The 21507-nt window shown below is 48.4% G+C and carries 32 protein-coding genes; 5 read left to right on the top strand and 27 right to left on the bottom strand.

All coding sequences use genetic code 11. From position 1 onward, the window contains the following. Positions 1-61 precede the first annotated feature (61 nt). Positions 62-232, top strand: a complete 171-nt coding sequence (locus DMB44_RS04105) for a hypothetical protein (protein ID WP_153280130.1) — start codon at positions 62-64, stop codon at positions 230-232. A 115-nt stretch (positions 233-347) separates the two neighbouring features. Here DMB44_RS04105 and DMB44_RS04110 read toward each other — a convergent pair whose 3' ends face one another. Next, on the bottom strand, positions 348-542 hold the full coding sequence (locus tag DMB44_RS04110; RefSeq protein ID WP_153280131.1) for a hypothetical protein: 195 nt from the start codon (positions 540-542) through the stop codon (positions 348-350). A gap of 110 nt (positions 543-652) precedes the next feature. Here DMB44_RS04110 and DMB44_RS04115 point away from each other — a divergent pair, with 110 nt between their 5' ends. The 4 genes from DMB44_RS04115 to DMB44_RS04130 all read left to right on the top strand — a co-directional run bounded on the left by DMB44_RS04115 (position 653) and on the right by DMB44_RS04130 (position 5009). Beyond that, complete coding sequence (locus tag DMB44_RS04115) at positions 653-1309, top strand: zinc-ribbon domain-containing protein (RefSeq protein WP_110641098.1); 657 nt, start codon at positions 653-655, stop codon at positions 1307-1309. A gap of 106 nt (positions 1310-1415) precedes the next feature. Further along, the gene (locus tag DMB44_RS04120; RefSeq protein WP_153280132.1) at positions 1416-3353 is read left to right on the top strand and encodes a hypothetical protein; all 1938 of its coding nucleotides are present in this window, start codon (positions 1416-1418) and stop codon (positions 3351-3353) included. Positions 3354-3373: 20 nt separating this feature from the next. Beyond that, complete coding sequence (locus DMB44_RS04125; protein WP_153280133.1) at positions 3374-3973, top strand: hypothetical protein; 600 nt, start codon at positions 3374-3376, stop codon at positions 3971-3973. Positions 3974-3977: 4 nt separating this feature from the next. Further along, entirely contained in the window at positions 3978-5009 is a 1032-nt protein-coding gene (locus DMB44_RS04130; RefSeq protein ID WP_110641104.1) for a hypothetical protein, read from the top strand. On the opposite strand, the gene DMB44_RS04135 is transcribed toward DMB44_RS04130, so the two are convergent. The 26 genes from DMB44_RS04135 to DMB44_RS04260 all read right to left on the bottom strand — a co-directional run bounded on the left by DMB44_RS04135 (position 4992) and on the right by DMB44_RS04260 (position 20792). Further along, entirely contained in the window at positions 4992-5516 is a 525-nt protein-coding gene (locus DMB44_RS04135) for a DUF1643 domain-containing protein (RefSeq protein ID WP_237265286.1), read from the bottom strand. The genes DMB44_RS04130 and DMB44_RS04135 overlap by 18 nt on opposite strands. Then, entirely contained in the window at positions 5488-6399 is a 912-nt protein-coding gene (locus DMB44_RS04140; RefSeq protein WP_153280134.1) for a hypothetical protein, read from the bottom strand. Before DMB44_RS04140 ends, DMB44_RS04135 begins: the two co-directional genes overlap by 29 nt. 3 nt (positions 6400-6402) lie before the next feature. Then, the gene (locus DMB44_RS04145; RefSeq protein WP_110641108.1) at positions 6403-7668 is read right to left on the bottom strand and encodes a hypothetical protein; all 1266 of its coding nucleotides are present in this window, start codon (positions 7666-7668) and stop codon (positions 6403-6405) included. Further along, positions 7665-8825, bottom strand: coding sequence for an AAA family ATPase (locus DMB44_RS04150; protein ID WP_237265291.1), 1161 nt, complete (start codon positions 8823-8825; stop codon positions 7665-7667). The genes DMB44_RS04145 and DMB44_RS04150 overlap by 4 nt, the downstream gene beginning before the upstream one ends. A 303-nt stretch (positions 8826-9128) precedes the next feature. Further along, the gene (locus DMB44_RS04155) at positions 9129-9650 is read right to left on the bottom strand and encodes a hypothetical protein (protein ID WP_153280135.1); all 522 of its coding nucleotides are present in this window, start codon (positions 9648-9650) and stop codon (positions 9129-9131) included. A gap of 322 nt (positions 9651-9972) precedes the next feature. Next, positions 9973-10170 carry a hypothetical protein gene (locus DMB44_RS04160; RefSeq protein WP_153280136.1) on the bottom strand — a complete coding sequence of 66 codons (198 nt, stop codon included), beginning with the start codon at positions 10168-10170 and terminating at the stop codon, positions 9973-9975. A 70-nt stretch (positions 10171-10240) separates the two neighbouring features. Next, on the bottom strand, positions 10241-10591 hold the full coding sequence (locus DMB44_RS04165) for a hypothetical protein (RefSeq protein ID WP_110641116.1): 351 nt from the start codon (positions 10589-10591) through the stop codon (positions 10241-10243). After that, positions 10588-11157, bottom strand: a complete 570-nt coding sequence (locus DMB44_RS04170; protein WP_110641118.1) for a hypothetical protein — start codon at positions 11155-11157, stop codon at positions 10588-10590. The genes DMB44_RS04165 and DMB44_RS04170 overlap by 4 nt, the downstream gene beginning before the upstream one ends. 45 nt (positions 11158-11202) lie before the next feature. Further along, positions 11203-11781 (bottom strand): hypothetical protein, encoded by a 579-nt coding sequence (locus DMB44_RS04175; protein WP_153280137.1) that lies wholly within the window; start codon positions 11779-11781, stop codon positions 11203-11205. Positions 11782-11824: 43 nt separating this feature from the next. Beyond that, positions 11825-12184, bottom strand: a complete 360-nt coding sequence (locus DMB44_RS04180) for a hypothetical protein (RefSeq protein ID WP_153280138.1) — start codon at positions 12182-12184, stop codon at positions 11825-11827. A gap of 4 nt (positions 12185-12188) precedes the next feature. After that, the gene (locus tag DMB44_RS04185; protein WP_110641123.1) at positions 12189-12371 is read right to left on the bottom strand and encodes a hypothetical protein; all 183 of its coding nucleotides are present in this window, start codon (positions 12369-12371) and stop codon (positions 12189-12191) included. A 45-nt stretch (positions 12372-12416) separates the two neighbouring features. Further along, the gene (locus DMB44_RS04190) at positions 12417-12644 is read right to left on the bottom strand and encodes a hypothetical protein (protein ID WP_153280139.1); all 228 of its coding nucleotides are present in this window, start codon (positions 12642-12644) and stop codon (positions 12417-12419) included. 59 nt (positions 12645-12703) lie between these two features. Further along, a complete protein-coding gene (locus tag DMB44_RS04195; RefSeq protein WP_110641127.1) occupies positions 12704-13279 on the bottom strand; it encodes a hypothetical protein in 576 nt (191 codons plus the stop codon). 57 nt (positions 13280-13336) lie between these two features. After that, entirely contained in the window at positions 13337-14350 is a 1014-nt protein-coding gene (locus tag DMB44_RS04200) for a hypothetical protein (RefSeq protein ID WP_153280140.1), read from the bottom strand. Positions 14351-14501: 151 nt separating this feature from the next. Beyond that, positions 14502-14930, bottom strand: coding sequence for a hypothetical protein (locus tag DMB44_RS04205; protein ID WP_110641131.1), 429 nt, complete (start codon positions 14928-14930; stop codon positions 14502-14504). Then, on the bottom strand, positions 14927-15466 hold the full coding sequence (locus DMB44_RS04210) for a hypothetical protein (RefSeq protein WP_110641133.1): 540 nt from the start codon (positions 15464-15466) through the stop codon (positions 14927-14929). Before DMB44_RS04210 ends, DMB44_RS04205 begins: the two co-directional genes overlap by 4 nt. A gap of 25 nt (positions 15467-15491) precedes the next feature. After that, a complete protein-coding gene (locus tag DMB44_RS04215) occupies positions 15492-16226 on the bottom strand; it encodes a hypothetical protein (protein ID WP_110641135.1) in 735 nt (244 codons plus the stop codon). A 666-nt stretch (positions 16227-16892) separates the two neighbouring features. After that, on the bottom strand, positions 16893-17288 hold the full coding sequence (locus DMB44_RS04220) for a hypothetical protein (protein WP_110641137.1): 396 nt from the start codon (positions 17286-17288) through the stop codon (positions 16893-16895). Between the two features lie 33 nt (positions 17289-17321). Next, on the bottom strand, positions 17322-17570 hold the full coding sequence (locus tag DMB44_RS04225) for a hypothetical protein (RefSeq protein ID WP_110641139.1): 249 nt from the start codon (positions 17568-17570) through the stop codon (positions 17322-17324). A gap of 51 nt (positions 17571-17621) precedes the next feature. Beyond that, positions 17622-18161, bottom strand: coding sequence for a hypothetical protein (locus DMB44_RS04230; protein WP_110641141.1), 540 nt, complete (start codon positions 18159-18161; stop codon positions 17622-17624). Positions 18162-18191: 30 nt separating this feature from the next. Then, on the bottom strand, positions 18192-18455 hold the full coding sequence (locus DMB44_RS04235) for a hypothetical protein (protein WP_110641143.1): 264 nt from the start codon (positions 18453-18455) through the stop codon (positions 18192-18194). Positions 18456-18497: 42 nt separating this feature from the next. Continuing rightward, positions 18498-18854 carry a hypothetical protein gene (locus DMB44_RS04240; protein WP_153280142.1) on the bottom strand — a complete coding sequence of 119 codons (357 nt, stop codon included), beginning with the start codon at positions 18852-18854 and terminating at the stop codon, positions 18498-18500. Between the two features lie 22 nt (positions 18855-18876). After that, complete coding sequence (locus DMB44_RS04245) at positions 18877-19197, bottom strand: hypothetical protein (RefSeq protein WP_110641147.1); 321 nt, start codon at positions 19195-19197, stop codon at positions 18877-18879. Between the two features lie 32 nt (positions 19198-19229). Continuing rightward, positions 19230-19625, bottom strand: a complete 396-nt coding sequence (locus tag DMB44_RS04250) for a hypothetical protein (protein WP_110641149.1) — start codon at positions 19623-19625, stop codon at positions 19230-19232. A gap of 33 nt (positions 19626-19658) precedes the next feature. Beyond that, the gene (locus DMB44_RS04255) at positions 19659-19928 is read right to left on the bottom strand and encodes a hypothetical protein (protein WP_110641151.1); all 270 of its coding nucleotides are present in this window, start codon (positions 19926-19928) and stop codon (positions 19659-19661) included. Positions 19929-19994: 66 nt separating this feature from the next. After that, the gene (locus tag DMB44_RS04260) at positions 19995-20792 is read right to left on the bottom strand and encodes a hypothetical protein (protein WP_110641153.1); all 798 of its coding nucleotides are present in this window, start codon (positions 20790-20792) and stop codon (positions 19995-19997) included. Positions 20793-21507: the final 715 nt, after the last annotated feature.

The raw sequence follows: 21507 nt of genomic DNA on the forward strand, positions 1-21507 counted from the left end.
TTTCGATATAATCGATAATATGGGGAATTTCTTTATATTCGATATACTCATATTTACACGCATGCCGGGAATACGGGGCAGCCCCTCAAAGAAGTATCCGCAGATCTCTGTGACAAAGGATCTGTATGACAGACTGCGTGAGTTGAAGTTCGAGCTAAAGGTCGATTCATTGGGCGAGGTCATAAAACTGCTCATCGAGGAGCACGATTCTGCGTCCAGGAAATCAAAATGACCTGTTTTCATTGCACGGCTTCCCCCGCTTTTGATTTTTCCTCATGGAGTCAAACTCCTTTCTGATGCCCTCCGGAAGGATGAGCATCCCATCACCGTCGAAGAAGCTCATTGGCTTACCTCATCATCTTTTGTTGGCGTTCTGTGATAGAATCCTTAATAACTGTCATCTGAGACCCTTTCTGCATCAGAACAATGTTCTCATGGTCATTCCACTTGAGAAGCATTGCCATATCTCTGGGTATGTAGATCCTTAGACCACCGGTCTTTCTGTCTAGGTAAACTTTGGTTGTTTTTATCATACCAACCACTATACATTAGTGTAAAGTAAAGAAATATTTAAATTTTCTCATTTTTACATTAATGTAAAATAAGAAACAATGTAGAGTTAAAATGCAAGTGAGCATTACATTCTACATAAATGGATATATTAGATGTTCTAAGTCAGAAATACGCAACTTCCATGCTCCTGTTTTTGCTTGATAGATCAAATGCAAAGCAGTATGAATTGCTGGACATAATACCTAGTAATATGACCATAGAAAAGCTCAGCAAGCTCATGGAAGAAGCCGGTCTGATAGAGATTAAACGTAAATTCGCCGGCCACCGATACTATTCTTTTTCCCTCACCCCTAAAGGTAGAGCAGTTGCAGAACAGCTCAAGAAAGCCCAGGAGATCGCAGAGAATCCAGATGCTGAGAAGCATGAACCTGCAAAGCAGGATATCCAGAAGATAGAAATAACTGAAGAGGCTACAAAGCGGGTCGCTGACCTCCGCCTTCTATTCCATGTGAACGTCATGGACGATCATGTGACAATTGAGGAGATCCCGCAGGGCGGAGGGAGACCGAGGATCTTCAATGTATATGTAAAGCGGAATGGGCACGGAGATTTTCGATTGTGGTGCGAGCAGGACAACTCGTTTGACTGCGTGCATGTTGAGGTCGCATGGACCTATCCGGAAGTGCAGCGCATGATGATGCACTACCGCGGGAAGACGAAGATCTGCCCATATTGCCACACTGAAAACGATTCGGATGCGTTATTCTGCAAGCACTGCGGGGCGAAGCTGGAATAATTGTAACATCTAGGGAAAGGGAACGCTTCGGCCTTCAACGAGGGGCAGCTTACGTCAGATTTCCATCAAAACGCTAACTTTAAAAAGTGCTGTGGTTTTTGTTGGTATGGGAATTCGCAGATGGTTCTCGGAAAGGGATAAAAAAAGCGGAAAAGTCCGCAGGATACCCATAACCGACATCCCCTCACGTAGGACCAGTGTAGAGGTGGAACTTTTCAACAGGGAATTTGATGTCGGCTCTCCGTCATATGAGCGGATCACAAGGAATTTCAACATACTGATGGAGAACAACGCCCTTGAGAACATTACGGACAACATGGCGGAGCTGCACAAGTACTTCAAGATAATCCAGGCGTCATGGCTCCAGTCTCTGCCAATAACGGCCCTGACCGAGGCCTACAACAGGCTCAGCCACAGGACGCCGAACTTCATGAACAACCTGCTCAAGTACTTCCAGCTCAAGGTCCCGGAGGCGCTCGGGCTTGGTTGGGATTCCAGGGACCCACCGCCGCTCTTCAACCTCCGCTACGGCTTCCTCACCGATTCAGGCCTCTTCATCAACAAAAGCATATCACCGCTGAACCCCATGGACGCCAACAACCCGCAGAACACAAAGCTGGACGTCCTTCCCATATCATCGCACATATACGTATCCATGGCTGAGACCGAGGAGGAAGACGGCGGCAGGATGAAGGACGCCAGCCCGATCAGCAAACACGCCGTCCTGCTCTACAGGCCTGAGGGCACCTCCATTCTCGTTCCAATAGAGACGCTTCCCATGCCGGACCTTGTCCGCGTTCTCAAGGAAGAACTCCTCGCTTATGACACAGTGGGCGAAAAGAAGGTGCCGAAGATACTGCAGAACATGAACAAGCTCAAATGGGTCTATCATGACACGTTCCTAAAGCTGGCGTCAAGGGGAATGCCCGCGTACAATGATATGATCCTGACGCTGAAGAATAACAGCGACGCATACAGATCCGTCATGAGCAGGGTCAAGGATGAGCAGTCGAAGAACATAGCCTTCCAGGAGATCACCGAGGACACGTTCAAGGATATGATAGATTTCGACACGAACAACAACGACAGGAGGAGAGACGGCTCCTACATACCGGCGGACAGATACATGCCCATCATATCAGGGATAGGCGTCAACTACTTCGATCTGTCAGATCCGCTGAACCCCAACGTGGTGGTGACCACCGATACGTACGGCAGGACTCAGAAAGCTGCTCTGCTCATACCCCCGCCTGATCAGGCGGCAGACGACAGGGAGCTCATGAGCGTTCTCAGAGAATACGGCTACATCGCCCCAGGAGAGAAGCCGGATCGGGACGCGCTCAACGAGTTCATAGCCAAGCTGTCCATGGTCTCCGATCTTACGGGCGTGCCTTTCAGCAAAGCCTACAGCGCCATTGCATCTGGCGATCCGGAGGACTACAAGAGCGCTTTAGACAACCTGTCCAAGGCGGGGGTGAACGTCCTCGGGCTGGCGAACAGCCTGAAGCGTATGGGCATAGATTTTCCGACCACCTATGAGGAGTTCAAGAACTTCGCCGACAAGTTCCTGTACAGCACAAAATACGTGAACCGTGCTAGGTCTTCTAACAACGGGGCAAGGCTTCCGATGACCAGCGCCTTCGCGATCAAGAACTTCGGCGATGCGCTGCTCAACGTCATGATGAACCGCAACAGGCAGCTCATGGCCAACGCCTCATCACCTGCGGATGTGCTCAATGCGGTTCAGAACAACAGCGCCTTGCAGGCTGAATGGACCAACCTCGCAAGCCCGGTCAAATACACCGACCCAGCGAAGTACGGTGCAGAGTACATACAGAGCGTACTCGCGGAGCTGAACGAATCCCTCAAGTCGGTGGTGGACAGCGCCACGAGGAACGACTCCGGCCAGCCGCATGGGTCGGATCAGGAGCGCGGAGGAACCGGAAATTCTGAAAAATCCATACCCGACATACTCAAGAACGTGCCCGGGATCAATTACATAGACCATTCCATCCTGTACGGCGAGGGGTCCCGCCCAAACTGATGGGGGGAGTCATACACGGTGTGGCTCCCCCAGCTCCAACAGCATCAGGCAGGACGCAGCCCAGTTCAGCCGTGTCCAGCATGACTGAACGCCCCATGTCATCGTCTTCGACGACTAGGCCCCAGCCTCCCCAGCAGCAGTCTGAACCGCAGAGGGTTTATATCAAGGCGTCCACCGAGCACGGTTCAGGCAGCGACTCTGAGCTTGCAGACCAGGTCTATTCTAACATCAGCGCCCTCAGGGACAAGCTGTCCGGCAGCCCTGACGAGGCGAAGAGGCGCCTAGACCGGTTCATCAGGGAGGCCCAGAAGATCAGCACTGGCAATTTCTATCTGGACGTCAGCACTCCGGACAACGCCACAAGGCTGGTGCAGAGGCTGGCGAGGCTTCCGTCTGAAGACCAGAGGCCTGAGGACCTGTTCTACGGCCTTGTCCGGAAGATAGGCAATACCCCTGGCCCGTCTTCGCCGAAGCCGGACGATTACGAGGCGCTCCTGACCGAGCTAAGGTCTGCGGCTCAGTCCACGGGGGCTTTCACGCCAGACGTCATAAGGAAGCTCTATTCAGCGGGCGCTAGTGAGGACGATTCCGATGTGTACGAGCAGTATTATGGGAGGTGATTGAATGGTTGAATTCAGGACTAAGAAGAGGAGCGACGGGACAAACGTCAGATACCCCCTCGCCACTGGCGGCATGTCCAGGGCCAGGGCGGAGCGTGTGGCTCAGATGCTTAGAGAGTCGTATCCCTATGAGCGCGTTCACGTGGCCTACGTGGGGAAGATGGGCAACGAAAAGCTCTACGCCCCATTCATTTCCTACATGTACGAGGACATAAAGAAATGGCTCCCTATTGAGGATGAATCCATGGAGAAGACCATACCTGAAGAGGCGTCCTCCATCATGAAGGATATGGGCGACATGAACTTCGCCCTGTTCGGAAAGGATTCTACCATATTCTTCGGCCGGAACGGCATGATGAACAGCGAGAAGGGCGGCATAGCATACCTCATGAAGTTTGATATACCCAATCCTGAGCAGCGCGTAGTCTGGATAGACGGGAAAAGAGAGGCAAAGGACGGCATAGACCGCACATCGAAGATCGATCTGTCGTCGATCATCGAGAAGATAGCTCAGGAAGAATCGCTCATCAGGGGCATGCAGGACCAGGTCGTCCCGCTGGGTTCGCTGGACATGGACAGGATCTCGGACGCGATCAGATACATGCCCTCTGAGACCATGATCGAGGTGGAACAGACAAAGGACGCCATAATAATGCTGCCGTACAATAGTGCGGGAGGCGCCCTGACCCTGAACTTCAACGATGAATACCACCTCCATCTGCTCCAGGCAAGCATGGGGCTCAGGGAAAAAGCGGGCTCTCTCAGCGACCTGAAGCACAACATAGCCTTTGTGAAGGCAGGGGACCTTAAAGCGGTCGTAAATGCATTCAAGAAGAGCAACGCCAACGCAGCCCTGCTGTCCATCAATTCTGGGAACGACCCGCTCGTGGTCGATTTTGGCATCTATTCTATCCCAAAGTACACATACGGCGCATCTGAAAAAAAGAAGATTGGGACGTTCTCGGCCTTCATAGAGCAGGTCGCACAAACAGCCGATGCGAAGACCTTCACCGACGTCTCAGGCATGCTCAGCTGAGGCGCCGATCTCTTTCGGGACAGCACTGCCGGGCAGGTACAGCGGGTGCTTCGGGGTGCCGTCCGAATTCAGCCCAAGGGCAAAAGGGTGCGGGACCATCCTGAGGACGGCCTCCCCCCTGCCCATTAATTTTCCATGAGAACCCCAGCCCACAACGGTGGTTTCGGCTTTCCCGATCATTTCCAGTATTTTTCTGTCATTCTCCGGCCCAACTGGATCTTCGGCGCGGTACAGATCTCTCGGATCGGTGCTCCGTAGCGCGAAGATGTTGCCGACGAGCATGCCACCGTAGCCCCATTTCTTTGCATAGTTCCTGCATCGGGTCAGCGTAGGATCCAAGCGGAATTCGTCCGCGGTGCTTGGGTTCAATAGCAAAAAGAGGACGACCGGCTTCTTTGGATCCCAGATCCGCCACAGGGTGTAGCGGTATCGCCCATCAGGGCTGAATTCCGCTCCAGATGCCTGGGGGAAGCCGACATCAAGTACCATCGTTTTCATCGCCGTCATCCTCGCTCAGGTCCTCCCCCAGCGCAGCAAACATGGATCTAAGCTTAATCTCCGTCGCCTCCTTTTCACCCAGTACGGTCGATAGGTCTTCCACGGTCTTTTTGTCCCTCTCCACGCTCTCCTTTGTCTTGTAGTACCTTTTGCCTTTCTTCACTGCAAGGTCTTTCAGCTTCTCTATTTTTCCCTGAAGGTCGGTGATCAGCTTCTCATACTGCATCTTCAGGTTCGCCATCATCTTCTTTTTCTGCATCTCCATGATGGATCTGGCCTCGGGGGAGTTGGCGCCGATCTTTGCTATCAACTCGCCCATATCGCCGCCCATGAGCCATGACAGGACGGGGACTGTCCGCATCTCAAGATCCATGAACTCCGAGTCCGACGGAAGCAGCTTCAGCACCTGATCCTTAGGTATCATTATCTTGTTTCTCCTATAGTCGCGCTCCACGTAGGCCTCCCAGTTCTTCATCAGGTCTTCAAAGGTGTTCTTCCTGAATTCCCCAAACCGCTTGGATACCTCTATGAATTTGTCCTGCACGGCCTTCAGATCCGATTCATGTACGACGTAGTGCTTGCCGTCGATCTTGAATGAAGACACCCTCCTGAGCGTGCGGTAGAAATCCACCCTCATCTCATCGAGGGCCACCCTCTGATCCTTGTGAAGGAGGAAGTACCGTTCCAGCAGCCTCCCCTCTTCGCTGGATGCAGATATGCCGGCTCCTTTTATCCTCAGGGAAACCATATAGTATTCCTTGAGCGGGTCCTGGTCTGCAGTACCCACATCGGGTTCCTTTACTTCCGCATCGATGTCCGCATCGATGTCTTCATCCTCGTCCACCTTTTCCTCTTCCCCCATTCCATTTCCGTCTTCCGTCTCATCCACCATTTCTTACACCTCCACCAGGACGTTTCCCTCTTCAAACCTTTTGATATGGCTGCACCTGTACCTCTTCTCCAGCTCCGCATTTTTCGTATCTATGAAAATGAAGCGTATGTCCCTGCGCGGGAAAACGCTTACAGAGTCTATGCCGTCCGTTATTACCGCATACACAGGCCCATCTCCTTTACTGTCTATGTCCTCCATGACCCTGTCTATGGTCGTTCCGCCGGAAGCTCTTATGCTGAGCAGGCCCCTCAGTATATCTTCCGGATCGGTATACTCCTCCGAGAGTTCGGTATCGAAGAACTTTACCGCAACCTTCCCACCGCCCCTTTGGGCGCTGAGGAGAAACGCTATGGCCACAGCAGCAGCTCCGGCTATCTTTTCTATCTGCCCCACTGGAGAGTCTATGGCCCCCATCATACTGCCGCTTTTGTCTATGTAGATATGATAGTCCAAGGACGAAGCCATTCTACTGTTTACAACCGCATTCAGCGTTGCCATCCTGTAATCCTCTATTTCGTCAGGGTAGGCGTACTCGATCCTGTTCAGATCCAGGATATCAGCGTACCTCTCCATCTTCTTGATCGATATGGGAAGACCATGATACCCTTCAAGCCTGTCCTCCATATCCTGCGTGTCAATGGACTGCAGCATCTTGAGGACGTTCAGGATGATTGATGAGGAAAGCATGCGCCTTGCATCATCGATATCTTCAAACTTGAAGGCCGGTATGCCTATGTGGGAAAAGCCTGCCACCAGGCGCCCCATCTGCTGGTTTTCCATGTTTGCCTCCTCCAATGCCTTGGCGACAGCATTCTGGTCTAAGCTGCCTATGTCCACATCCGTGAGGCCGTTGGAGGCTGTAGAGGCGTCTGGCTGGCCTCCGGACTGGCTGTCCTGCGGTCCGTTTTTCCCAGATCCGTCCTGCTGTCCTCCGTTTCCGCTCTTCTTCTCCCTGTCCTTCAGTTCAAATATATGGTAGAGCGCGTTCTGAGCGGAGAGGTAGGCAAGCCTCGAGAGGTATGCGACCTTTTCGTTGCTCTTTCTGTACTCAACGCTGTCATATTCCTTTTGCAGGACAGGTTTCCAGCTCTTGTTGGAGAGCGGATTGAACTTTAGATCCGGCCACGGCCTGCGGTACATGTTGTAGAGGTCAAATAGGAATTCCCTGTCGGTCTTGAGGCCATATTCCGCGAGATAATCCGACAGCCTCTCGGCATTGATCAGCCCCACGCGGTTCGTATAGTCATCTATGAATACATGCCTGTTCATTTTTTCGCCGCCTTGTCAATGATGCTCTGCGTCTGCTTGATCGCTTCCATTATGCTCTCTTCCCTCTTCACCATCATTTCTATCTCGTTCCTGTAAAGATCGAACTTTCCGCTCTTGATCAGATCCTGCAACATGTTCATAGATTCGTACGCAAGCTCCTTGGCCTTTTTGAGTTCGCCGGCTCCCAGGGCTGCGGTCGCCTCTTCTATCTTCTCCTGTGCTATGGTGAGCTCCTTTGGATATAGTGTTTCAATGGCCTTCTCGAACGTGCCCATGGCCGAAGGATCATCAACGAGGTATCTCGCCATTATAATGGCCGCTTTGCGTGGCGTCTGGTCGAAGATCAGAGAGTATGCCGAGACGACCGCTGGAAAGTACCCGATGTTTTCATCGACCCCGACAGCCATCCTATCTGATACCGATATTCCCTCGCCCCTCAGGAGCGATACGACCTCGCCTATGGAGTCCGCAACCGAATCGGCATTCTGTCTGAGATAGTCCTGAACGGCTTTTTTCGCCATCATAATGTCATCGATGGATACCACCGTCCTTTTCTCCCTGGCCTTGTTCACGTTGAGCCTCACCGTCTTCGGTATGAGGTCGGTGCTGATAGGGTTGACAAAGGCTTTTATGGCAAATCTATCGTACAGGGCGCGCAGGTCTGAGGACTGAGGTATCTCATTTGAAGCCGAGAATATTGATATTGCGGGGATATCTATGACAGATCCATCGAAATCGACTATCATCCTCTCGTTCATGGCGTTCAGGAGCGCATTCAGCGTTGCAGAAGACGCTTTGAACAGCTCGTCAAGGAAGACTATGTTTGAGTCCGGCATCCATGAACCGTGCATCCTTTTGAACGTGCCGTTCTTGAAAGCTATTGGGTCTATTGGGCCTAGCAGCTCGTCAGGCGTTGTGTATTTTGTCATGAGGTAGTAGAAGAAGCGCCCGCCGTCAATCTTTGACGCCAGAGACCTGATCAGCGAGGACTTTGCCACGCCGGGTTCACCTATGAAAACAAGGTTTGCGCTGCTCGCCAGAGCAGTGACGGCAAGCTGGGATTCCACATCACGCCCAACGAATTCGGCAGACACAGCGTCCGCCAGAGCACGCATTTTCGCTACCGCATCAAGCGGCCTCGATTTTTCAACCTCCATCTTTTCCACGTCATGGCATAATGCCTGCTTGTATATTAACTTTTTCTGTATCATTTTTTATGAAGACATTGGTAAGAAGCCTAAATCTGAAAACTGAAAAATATTGCTACACGTGTATCAATTTTTATTCGAGTTCGATTCAGCTGAGGATCAGTCAACGTAACGCAAAAGGGGGAACCGCCACAGGGACGATTCCCCCTTTATGCTGTATTCTTTATTTTTATGTTCATGTAACGCAAAAAGGGGAGCCACCTTGCGATGACTCCCCTTCAAATTCTACCTCCATCGGCAACAGAAATTATCTCATTTTTTCAGGTTAAGATCAAAGATCCCTGGGAAAGCCTTGGACATGCGGAGCATGAATTCATCATCCCCTTCGAGATCGAATTTCCCATTTGGGAATATGAATTTCAGGCGCGATCTGACGCACTCAAGCTTTATGGCAAGTGCGGTCTGCGGGTCATAATCTGCTCCCTGTATGTATCGTTCGCACTGCCCAGGTACTTCCTTGTAATCCAGAAAGTCCGTGGGCTTCATCAGGAAGTCTATGAGATTAGACATACCCTTGACCAGATCCATAAAGTAGAGTGCGAAGAAATCCTCCTTTGTTTTTCTCCCTCCGTAGTCCGGCCAGAAACCTACCCATTTCGGCAGGTCTTTCCCGTCTTCATCTTTGATCACCATGTGTCTGTTGAACACCCATTCAACTCTGTTTCCGTCTGTCTCAAACAGGTCTCTTGCGATCGCCCTGAACACGCTCTCGGCGAGCAGGGTCAGAAAGTCGTTGACCTGTTTCAGCCCTTTAATATGGGCATCTTCTTCCACTTTATCCACTTCTTTCGACAGCTCTTCAATGTATTTTCCTTTATGGAGGTCAGCCTCTTCATAATAGGCTGCCTGCAGATCTCTCAATATTTTGAACGGACTAACTGCGGGATGAATTGGTCTTGCCTCACCCTGCAGTATCCAGCCATATTTTTCAACGGTTTCTTTATTGCTCAGTATTCCGGTTTTTTCAATCTTATCTCTATTCAGATCAACTCACCTCTTTGTTGAGCAGGCTCTGCTTTACCCGCCACCGCATCCTCTCTCGAGGGGAGCACCTGCCTGGGTGGCATATAAAAAATAAACATAGAAAGAGTCTTGATCAGTCCTCAGTCCATACGGGCTTTTTGTTTATCCACAGCGTGGCTTTGCCTGTATCATTGGGTATGTTCAGCCTAACGCTTATGGTCTTCATATCCTCTTGCTCCACGATCAGGGCTATATCTATGTATCTGCTTCCCGTGATTTGCTTTCCCTTCTTCGCCCTATCGGATCGGGCGTACATTGATAATTTTGCCATCTTCTACCTCCCACTTCTCCTCGAAGGGCAACAAAAAAGGATCACAAATATGTGTTCCCCCGAAAAAAATTTAAGAAAACACAAAATTGAAGGCTGAGACGAGTTCCTCTGCCTCCTTACGTTTTATTCTCTCTGAAATTTCCTCAGCTAACGGGAGTAGTAGATCCTCGATAGTCCCGAATTCTTTCATCGCTCTAAGGCAATCCTCAAGCGTATATCCCTCGGACTGTATGAAATCGATGACCTCGCTTTCTTCCACATCCAGAAAAACGTATGCATCTGAATATGAATAGGTAGTGTCGAGCATTGCGACATCAGCACTACCATCATCATAAAAGCGCAGCAATTTATAGCCTAACTTGAAATAAGTTATAAATTCTTCGAGATAATGTTCGATTATAAACGGATTTTTTTCTATCATAGATCCGTCTCCCCCGGATAGCGTATATTGAAGTCCCCCACCTCGTGTATGACAGTTTTTCCAGTGCAGGGGTCAATCAAAGAGAGCTCGATCCCATCCAGACCGAGGCCTTCGATGGTACCGACCTGCGTCCATCCTGTCAAGTCCCATCTTGACGCAGTTGGGAGTTGCTCAAACTCAACCTTCCCTGGGTTGTCATCATCTACCAAGACAGCCCATTTTCCCTCAAATGGTTCGTCTATTTCGTAGATCCAATCGTACGCTGCACGCTCTATTTTTCCCCAGTCCTCTGGGTCAAAGCATGGCAGTGGCTCTTCGTCGTTTATTGTGTCCTGAGCGAAGTACTCTGGCACCTCGTCCCAGGACATGTTGTAGTGTTCTTTGTATTCCTCCAGCTCTCTCATGGTAACGATGAGAGCTGGCTCGAGCTTGTCCAAAAACTCCTCCTTTGACTTATCCGTCGTGTTCATAAAAAATCCGACGGACCCGTCAGCGTATATCTTCATGACTTGATATCCGGATCCGATGAATTCGGATATCGTCTTTTCAAAGTTTTCTTCATCCATTTTTCAACCTCCCCCTTCTTTTTTGAAGGGCAACAAAAAAAGGAATCATAGATCCGGCTCCCCAGGATAGCGTATATTGAAGTCCCCCACCTCGTGTATGACAGTTTTTCCAGTGCAGGGGTCAATCAAAGAGAGCTCGATCCCATCCAGACCGAGGCCTTCAATGACCCCTACCTTTACCCAAGCCCATCGTGAAGCGCGGGGTAGCTTCTCGAACTCCACGGCGCCATCCTTATAGAGGACGGCGTATTTCCCCTCAAATGGTTCCTCGATTTTAGATACCCAATCGTACGTTGCACGCTCTATTTTTTCCCAGTCCTCTGGGTCAAAGCATGGCAGCCACTCTTGGTTATTTATTGCGTCCCGAGCGAAGTACTCTGCTACCTCGTCCCAGGACATGTTATGCAGCATCTTGTCCCAGGGCATGTCATAGTGTTCTTTGTATTCCTCCAGCTCTCTCATCGTTATCACGAGAGCTGGCTCGAGCTTGTTCAAAAACTCCTCCTTTGACTTATCCGTCGTGTTCATAAAAAATCCGACGGACCCGTCAGCATATATTTTCATGACTTGATATCCGGATCGGATGAATTCGGATATGACCTTCTCGAACCTTTTTTCGTTCATTCTTTTCAACCTCCCACTTCTTTTTTGAAGGGCGACAAAAAATTCAAATATCGTCCTCAACGCGGACTATCTGATAAGGTGCATTCTCGTCCTCTTTCATGAGTTCCTTTGCAATTTTTTCTGCTTCATGCTTGAGGAATTCATTCCAATCTTTCCGAATCCCGAGCAGAGACCACTTTTTGTAGTCTGCTTCCAGATCATCTCTCGTAAGGGCAAAGACGGCATCCACAGAATACGGGTTTATACCATCTTCTATGCCATATCCTATAGTGTCGTCCACCACATTGATGAGAATATATGGAATATTGGTATAATTGAATTCGTCAAGCGCCTCCATTATTAGGCTTTTTTTCACGATAACTCTCGGTTTTTCTCCGAAAGGACTCTCAACTCTCATAAGCACCCTGTTAATATTCATTTTCTTTATTTAATTCTTTGTCTTTTGAGAGTAGCAACCCCTGAAGTCCCAGAAATACGGCTACCAGCGTCAGCCCAATCGATAGCACAGTATGCTTCTCTGCAAGTGTTATTATGGCTACCGTCGTTGCTATGCCGCTTCCGTATATATTCAGGATGCTCAGCCATCTCATATATCAACCTCCCCCTTCTCCTCGAAGGGCAACAAAAATGATTTTTTAATCTTTCTCATTTAGTAATCTATTCAGGTCTTCTGTATTTTGACCTAGTTCTGACCCGCAGTTTCCACAGGATATCAGGACCAGCTCACCGTTATCTGATTTGATGGTCCTCATTTCTCCTGTTTCTACATCCATCTCATATGTTACTATCTCGTCTTGTTCCAGAATCAGGGTCTTCAACGGCTCCCCGCATATTGGGCAGCGCTTTGAAGTCTCTCCGTTCATCCTCTTTTTTCCTCCGCCCTTACGGGCAACAAAAAAGTGGTGAACCACTGCAATGCGGCTCACCTGCTGCTCAGGATTTCAGGCACAGACATCGGCTCCTCAATGCCAAGATCCTTCAACGGTATTTTGAACCAGCCGTTGGAATATCTATACCTATTAGCCAGCTCTTTGAATCTTGCCAGTTCAAGCCTTTCAAGTTTTACAGAGACGTACTCCTCCTCCAAATGGTGTTCGAGGCTGAGAACTGACGCATTCAGAAGGCCTTCAACTTTTTTCTTCAATTCAGCAGCCTTCTTCTCTATTTCCTCATTGTATTTCGCCCTCTTCTCAGCTTCGCGCAGACTCCACTTTGAGGCCAAGCCGCCCTCGTTTGGAAGTATGCCCTTTCCTTCGAGCTCCTTCAAAACCGGTAAAGCCTGAACCAGCGAAATCGTGAAATATCCTTGGGAATACGAATATTTCTTGGCAAGCTCTCTAAACTTGCTGATGTCTACGCGCTCTATTTTGATTTTGTATCCACCCCAAACAGCATCCTTTTCTATTTCCAAGACCTTCGCCCCCAGCAGATCGCTGAAGGCGTCCCTTAATGCTTGTTCCAGTTCAATGTCTAGAATAGTTCTATTCTGTTTTTCCATCTTCTACCTCCCCCTTCTTTTTTGAAGGGCAACAAAAAATAAAAAATTTATTAAATTTTAGTTATTTATTCTAGGAGCCAGCAGATAAGTAACCTTTATGTTATCCCCGCCGGCTTCAGCGATCAACTCGAAATCTATTCTCACAGGATAATCCTTCTTCAAGGTCATCCTGAACTCCGTGCTTTTTATTCCATTAGCCATTTGGCTCAGGTAGTCGACAGGGTATTCCACCCATCCCGGCTCCCTGACCAGCATCTCTTTGATATCATCTCTTGTGAAGACTGTTTCTGTGTTGATATTACTGTCCCCATATGTATGGGTACTAATCTTCACAGTCTCCGTGTCAAATTTTATATGTGCCACATCTGAAAAATGTTTAATAGTCTTCATTGTATCTCTGAACTTCTTTGTAGGCATCACGGCATAATCCTCTACCTTGATATCCGGTATTCTTGGTATGGATATCGCGTCCTTTTCTATGAGGTCCATCTCAGCCGTTGTGCCATTGTAGCTCTGCACTATCAGTTTTCCCTGTGCTTCCTGGTTAAAAATCGGTACAGAAAGCGTCAAGGTATCGTTCTTAGGATATGATGATATGAGCTTGTACAGCTCATCCACATCCAAGGCAAATTCTATGCTTTCTGCCATTGTATTATAGTGGTACATTATTAAAGACTCCCTTGGGATTGACAGTGAGACGAGTGCCACATGATCTGGTGTGATCTGCCTCACTCCCATCCCATCTTTGTCTGCATTGATCCTTACCTCAGATATGCCCAAGACACGTATTGTGTTAAGCACATCTTTCAGTATTCTCTCTTGTATCATCACCTCTATTTTTGCGTCGTTGTATTCTGTTCTTTCCGTCGTTTTGCTGACCGCAACGGGCAGAGCCTCCTCAGACTGGGCTACGGCCTTTTCTTGGTCGGATGATGCACTGTCTTTCTCACCGGTTGCTTCATCGGTGTTCGCAGCTTCTCTCCTTATCTTCCACTCAGGCACAAAGCCCTCGTCATATATCATCAGCCCGCTCGTTTCGGTTTCGTTCTCTTTTTCTTCCTTTTCTACCAATTCCTTACCTCCCCCTTCTTTTTTGAAGGGCAACAAAAATCAGAAATACTTGTTTGTCATGATCAATTGCCATTTTTCAACCTCCAACCCTTCTCCCTCCCGCCTTCCATATGGTATGGCGAGAGGGAAAAAATGGCAAAGCAACAAAAAATTATGGTAATTTTTCTGCAGACTGGATGCATTCCGCGATGGTATTCGCGATGAAGTCTCTCACTTCATCCTCATCCATCGTATCCATAGTTGCATCAACTGGTTCTTCTCTTTCAAGATATTTTTCAAAATATTTTCTTAGTATTTCCGCGAGCTCTGTTACTTGCTCCTCGGTATAATCCACATCATCTGGTTTTATTTTGCCGAGCCATTCATCTGGATCCCAGCACATCGACTCAAGGTAGTCCCTTGGGTCATAGCTGAAATCTTCAAGCTCTCCATAAAATATATCGGATGCCCAATTGTAATAGAAGCCCCACGGATAAATCCACTGGTCTTCATCTTCTTCCAATTGGTCTTTATCATCTTCTACCAATTCCTTACCTCCCCCTTCTCCTCGAAGGGCAACAAAAAAGGCGGGATGATTCACTCATCCTCGTCGCATGAATATTTATCCATGAGTTTTTCGATGGTATCTAGGACCATCTCATACACTTCTTGTCGTGCTTTGAACTGCGCAAGGCCTAGAAGCTCGAAGCCATTCAGGCTGCTTTCTCTGCTCCAGTACTCTTCTAGGACTTCAGTGAGATAGCCTACGTTCTTATCAGCTCTGTTCAACCATTCAGTCAGAGCCGATGTATAGATATCTGCTTGCTCGTCTGCGAGTTCATCTACTTTGTCTCTGAGCTCGTCCAGCTCTGTAGATTCATCGCTGTTATCTATGATGCTGTCGAGCGCATCAACGGTGAACTCATAGACGCTGTCAATGTCCATATCTATCCCGTGCATACTATTTGAAAGTATTGAATAGAGCTCCCATAGCTTGCTATCCATGTCGTATACCTCCGCCCTGAAGATGTACCTTTTCTCTTTTTCCTCAAAAAGATCCCTAAGGGCTTCCGCAGTTTCCAACACGTTTTTAAAGCATAGCTTTTTTTCCACCATCTTTTTTACCTCCCCCTTCATTTTTTGAAGGGCAACAAAAATGATTTTAGTAATCGATGGTATTGTTCTCGTCCAAGGTATCTGCCAGATGAGCGAATTCCTCAGGTATGAGGCTCTTGATCTGTCTCTTGAGATCACTAAAACGATCTGCATATATCCCTCCGCATGAGTCTATCAGCTCGTCGGTGTCCCTATTCTTCAGCTCATAGTACCAGACATCGCCTTGGAGGAACATGCTGTATCTTTCTATCTCGCTCTCAAGGACATTCTCTGCCTCCTTCATTATCTCATCTGTTATTTCCTGGACTTTGAAGTTCCTCTTCATATCGTTAGATGTGGCGTATATTATGCCGGCCTGTCCATGATCCCATGAACCAGGGTCGATCATATCGAAGTACCCTCTGCCTGTGCTAAGCCAGAGCCCGCCGTGATCCAGCAGGTATATTGGCAGAACCACAGTCCTGGTATGCTTTTTAATCGCTCTCATCAGTTCATACGGCGAGTTGAAGTTCTCAACATTCGCCTTCTGATCCGAATCGAGATTCAGCTCCTCAGCCAGTATCCCGGCAAGAATGACAGCAAGTTCATCCTCACTGTGTATATTCCTGTCGTGCGGTTCACTTCCAAAATTGTACCCGCGGTTCCAGCAGACCATGTGCCCCAGAGTATCGTCCTCTCTGGGGTCCACACCACCAAAATCGGTTTCCCGGGTCACTTCCAGAACGATCGGCCCGTCATGGGCTGAATAGTCCGGAATAACCATATGCCTTGTCACTATCATCTTTCAACCTCCCCCTTCATTTTTTTGAAGGGCAACAAAAAGATCAGATCTGATGATCCCTCAGCCTTATAGAAAGGTTAGGGGTTTGGGGGAAGCTGTAAATCTCAACAGCTTTAGCGATGAGATACACGGACTTCCCTCAATGGAAATATTTATAAACCATCTTTCCATATTTTTGTATCATCCACGATAACCAAGTGGATGATAACTGAGTAGGATCGGTGCGATCCGAATTCACGCCTGTGGAGATCGCAACATCGGGCTTGTACGGAATATATCCGTACAGGCAGAGGTCGGTCGTTGAATCAGGAAGCTCTGAAGCTTTAGCTTAGGAGTAGCTCACTTCGCTCGAACCTCATCGGTTCGTTCCTTTGGTCGGTGACCTCCGACCACCTCTCTTTTTCCATTTTTCACCTCGCCTTCACGGCTACAAGCCTCCATGGCATGGTACGGCCCGAAGCCGCACACAGCCATGAAGAAAAAAAGGAAGGGAGAGGCGTATATGGAAACCTACCGGCTGTCCGGTTCATCGGGCGGCCTGTCGACCCTCACCAAGACAGCTTCCACAATACGACCCCCTTCAATATATCCGACGCCGTCGACGTAGTCGGTTAATTTTGGTATCCTCACTCATCACCTCCGCCCTGTCGGGCAACAAAAAAATGATCATGATGGAATCACCAGCTGTGCGAATTCCAGCAGTATTTCTGAACTTTCTTTATCCAGCGGATAATCGCACCATGGCGTCCCCCAGTCCTGGTATTGAAGCTGTACGGAATCTGGGCTTCCCTTGTCAAGTGTCCCGATAAGCTGTACGGCTGGGCCACCAGTTGTGAGGAGTATCATGTATTCCACCGCTTCTGGCGGAATTTCCCCTGGGCTGTACCAGTCGCTTCTAACTAACACGCTCAGAGGAGCCTCATATATCTCATTGAGCACCTCATCGTTCAGGTAGCCCTCGTCGTATTCCCCTTCTTCGTTCGTATGGCACCTTTTAATCATATCCTTTATGTTTTCAAGCGCAGCTTCCGCAGCTTCCTTTGCCCTCTCATCTTTTTCCACTTTCTTACCTCGCCCTTACGGGCAACAAAAAATTCACTTGAAGACGAACAGCGGGTTGTCGTCGCCCATTATTATGGCCTGGATCTCAGGCCACGAAACGGTCTTCCAACCGCAAAAGTCTTCGTTTTTATCGTCTTCAGCCCTGAACATCATTATTCGGTGATCCTGATCTAGGAACACCTGCTTGATATGGCCTTTTCGGCCTTCCCACTCTATATATGTCCAGGCCTCGTCTGGACGCCAGCCTATATAGAGCTCCACAAACAATCCCCTTCCCTTCATAATCTACCTCCGCCCTCTCGGGCAACAAAAATAATCCGTCCATTATTGGCATTATTCCACTGATTCTGTGTCAGCGTTGCTTTCCTCTTCCTCTGCCATTCTCTGAACATTTTCTGTTATTGCTATAATTTCTCTCTCCATCCCGCTCATGATTTCGTTATACACTTCCACCAATTTCACGTATTTCCTGTACCCTCTCTTGATTACACCATAGCTGTAATATCCCGCATAGTCATCCTTGAAGTCTTTCTCGGTGTAGTCGTAGTCTATATACGGCAATGTTATATTGAACCCATACCCAGGACTTCCTGGATATAGAAATTCAATATAGGATGAACCAAACTTCTTATCGGTATGGTCCTCCAATATTCGATCTAAAGTTTCCCACGCCAGATATGTCGACTTGCTTTTATTCAAGTCAACAAACTCTCCAAGTTCGTATGTGGAAACGGAAATTTTGCCGTATGGAAGTGCGATAGTCCCTCTGTGCCAGACGAAATTTATGTCGGTCGAGAATGGCCCATAATTGAGGCTCACCGCTCCTTCGTCAGTTCCATAATCCACTTTTGGTTCTATATTTATCTTTTTCATAATCTACCTCCGCCCTCTCGGGCTACAAAATTATTCATAATTTTTTTCGTAATTGTATTCGCTATCGCCTTCTCTGTCAACGCTGTACCCGTTGTTTTTGCCCTTTACCTTCTTTACGAAGACTAGCCTTGGCAGTCTGTAAAGATAGCCATCTTGATCATAGCAAAAAGCACCGACAGCATCGCCAGCAGCCATGAATACCTTGCAATCATCGTCTTCAAGGCTGTTGGGTTCTTCTTCCCATTTAGCCTTATGTCTGATGGCTACTGATGTTTGATATATATTTCCTGCCATTTTTCACCTCGCCCTTACGGGCAACAAAAAATAAACGCTGAATCAGAGTATCAGATCATCCGCTGAATGCACGCATCTGATCGGGATGTATGCATGCCCATCTTTCTCAAGGCGCTCGAGGCTGTAGGTCTCGGAGAATTCGTCTGCGATCTCCTCCACGAACTTTCTATCCACCACGCTGCCAATAGGCACGCCTATGTAGCAGTCTGGCGTTCCGAGAGCCATTTCAACGGCATCGTCACCTCCATCGAGAAACGCGAATGCGTATCTCTTGTTCAGCGTTTTGTCATCCATCAACACGAATGCAGGGTAGTCCATAAGAGAAGACTGTTTTTTCCTGCTCGTGCTGTAGTTTTTTTTCTCACCCATAAAATAATATAATCTAAAAATTCTGTTCATGCCTCACCCCGGCAACAAAAAATCATTGGAGCATTTTTGCCTCTAGCATAATATCCAAATAGATCTTTCTGTACGATCCGTCTGGATTCTTCCTGAGGCAAAAGGCTTCATTCTCTTTATAGAATTCGTCTAGGTTTTCCACCTCCTCCCAGCTTATGTAGCTACCCGGTAGTGGAAGCCCAAACTCTTCAATATCAGATAATGGCCCTTCATAGTCTATGAGGAAGACTTCATCCTCATTTTTAGAAGTCAACCTCATTGTCTCAAAGCCGTCCAATCTCGTTTGAAGCCTTCTCTTCAAATGAGGATAATAATCCCTTCCCTCATAACCATATAACGTCATTCACTCCCTCGCCCCTATGGGCAACAAAAAATTCATTCCTGTTTTTCTAGATCCTTTTTATCCCAGTCTATGTCCCACGGCTCTTCATTGAATATTTCATTGAGAAAGTCCATGGCATCCGAAGGGTCTAGGTATTCGTCTTCTTCGGCTATCACCGGCCTCTCTGCCCCTTCAAATGGATCATCAATGAACGCATAGCCCTGTTTCTTTGTGAGCCTTGTGAACCTTGGCAGGACGGTCTCTACGATGTCCACTGCATTTTCTACGCCCTCCGCATAATAGGGCGAAAAATACCTGCACTCTGGGCAATCGTAGTTGTCTCCGAGGTACATTACAATCCTCAGAGGATCAAAAATTCCTGCAATGTCGCCCTCCTCATCCTTCCTCCCGCTCACCTTCACATTGGCCTTATATTCGCGTGTTTCCATTTTATGCCTCGCCCCTACGGGCAACAAAAAAATTTAATGAGCATCGGCCAGATCCCGATAGAGATCCTCTATCGTATCTGGAATATCCAATGCAGCTATTGGCATTGGAAGGTCCCAGAGGCTACCGATCTCCCTTTTTATCAGAGAAACAATAGGATCTCCGGGGTCCACCTTCGCAAGGCCTCTTTGCTCTAAGATCTGTACAATAATTATCCTTTTCTCAAATTCTTCGAGGGGCTTTCCCGCCTCTCGTTTTACCCAAGCCTTGTAAAAAAGTTCAAGGCTTGGAACATCAATTTCCATTTTTCACCTCGCCCTTACGGGCAACAAAAAAATTTTTTATTTTTTTCACCTTTTTGAGCGTTGGCTCTATCCTTTAATCATTGGAGCTATCATCAGATAGCCCACGACTTCACCATTTTTATAGCCTATTTTTAATGGGGCTATATCATCTTCCTTCTTAGCCGGCTTGAACCTTATCATCAAGCCGTCACTGTGCCTCAGCGATTTCATCACCTTTATCGCTGAAGTCCCTACTGATATCTGTGCCCCCTCGGGAATCGGCTGATACGATTCGCCGATGGGCAGTTCATAGGTCAGAGTTGTATTCTTTGTGTCTCCTAGGTCGTAGGAGACCTTCAGCTTCCCCTGTCCGGCCGTAAGCGTCACGCTTGACGCTGCATAGGCCAGGCTTTTTACAAAAGCTTTGGCATCGACAAGCGAGCCGTAGGGATAATCCACTTTCGGCTCTCTTATCTCGATTTCCTCATTGTACTCTTCGTGGTACTCCAGCGATGCCTCATCACTGAAGTACACGAAGGTAACAGACTCTTCTCGGGCAATCATTCTCAGTTCCTTCTTGCCCTTTCCTATTGAGACAACCTTCAGCAAGCTGCTAAGCAGTTTGTAGCTCACTGGAAAGTTTATCTCCTCGTTTACGCTGGCATCGGTAAACCTTTTGAAGTCAAGGTATACCGATGCCAGCATTATGTGCTCACTCTGCATCCTGAAGGCTCTAAGGCTCCTCTTCGTTGCTACGAAGAGTATCCCGTTGCCTTCTTCGCCATTCAGGGCCATCAAAGGCCCCATGGCCTTAGCAAAGTCGTTTACCTCTCCATTCTTCAGCAGAATGGAGAACTTCAGGTCTTGTTTTACTTCTGTCTCCATCTTTTTTTACCTCCCCCTTCTTTTTTGAAGGGCAACAAAAAAATTCAAGGCTTGTTTTCTTTGTCGAGCCTTTCGTAATGCTCGACAACGGTACCATACTCGTTTATGTACGAATATCTGTACCTGTAATATTTCTCTTGTTCCATATATCACCTCCGCCCTTACGGGCTGCAAAGATCCATAACGCAAAAGGGGGAACCGCCACAAGGACGGTCCCCCCTCTCACGTGTATAAAGACCGATCTCCATTGGATCGGTTGGCCGCACACTTCCATCGTGGATTCCGCATGCATCCATTGTGCACGCTTCCACGCACGGTTTCCATGTGCGTTTTCCCGGCAAGCAGGTCTGTTTTTCCCCTCACTCCATCGGCTCGGAGCAAACCTGCCTGTCCTGTCCGGTCAGCCAAGTATTCAGGCGACAAAAAAATGCAGACAACGCAACCGCACAAGTTATGCACCGAACCTGCATCCGGTCAGGAACTACCTATTGCCCGCGCATGCTTCCATGCGGGATGTTCCAGAGCGCGACCTCTGGTGGTCAGGATCGCCCTAAGCCACGCTGTCTGCTTCCGATCTCCATTGGATCGGCATGGCTACGCCGCTTCAATGTACTTCCAGCCTGCATCCATTGTACAGGCCTTCCACACACATCCACGGCGTATTTTCGCGGTAGCAAGGTTCAGCTGGCCTTCGGCTCCATTGGCCTACGGCCAT

Origin of the sequence: Thermoplasma sp. Kam2015 (assembly GCF_003205235.1) — an archaeon.
Classification (GTDB): Archaea; Thermoplasmatota; Thermoplasmata; order Thermoplasmatales; family Thermoplasmataceae; genus Thermoplasma.